At 38.1% G+C, this 493-nt stretch carries 1 pseudogene; it reads right to left on the bottom strand.

The features are described from left to right. Positions 1-98 precede the first annotated feature (98 nt). A pseudogene (locus BABA_RS12105) lies at positions 99-493 on the bottom strand (heavy metal translocating P-type ATPase); the annotation flags it as partial.

Raw genomic sequence — 493 nt, 5'->3', positions numbered from 1 at the left:
CCCTAACTTTCGTTAAGTCCATTATAACAAAATCTAAATTTACTGACAGATATTTTCGTCAGTAAATCTAAGGAAATTTCGCTAAACTCTTTAACTAATACAACCTCTGTTTCACCTTTTGTCAGTGTTCCTGTTTTATCAAAAAGTAAGGTATCGATCCGACTAAAAGTGTCCATCACCTCTCCTCCTTTAATCAATAGACCGTTTTTCGCTCCATTACCAATCGCAGCAACATTAGATACCGGCGCACCAATCACTAAGGCTCCTGGGCACCCCAATACCAAAATCGTAATGGCAAGCTCCAAATTTTGACTCACGAGCCAAGTTAAAATGGCAATCAAAAGCACGACTGGTGTGTAATATTTTGCAAAACGGTCAATAAATTTTTCAGCAGGTGATTTAGCATCTTGTGCTTCTTCAACTAATTCGATGATTTTTCCAAAAGTTGTATCTTCGCCCACTTTTTCAGCAGTCACATAGAGGCTTCCATTTA

The sequence above is a fragment of the Neobacillus bataviensis LMG 21833 genome (assembly GCF_000307875.1).
Taxonomy (GTDB): Bacteria; Bacillota; Bacilli; order Bacillales; family Cytobacillaceae; genus Neobacillus; species Neobacillus bataviensis.
The sequence above is the reverse complement of the archived record's forward strand: the minus strand, read 5'-3'. Positions and strand labels throughout refer to the sequence as shown.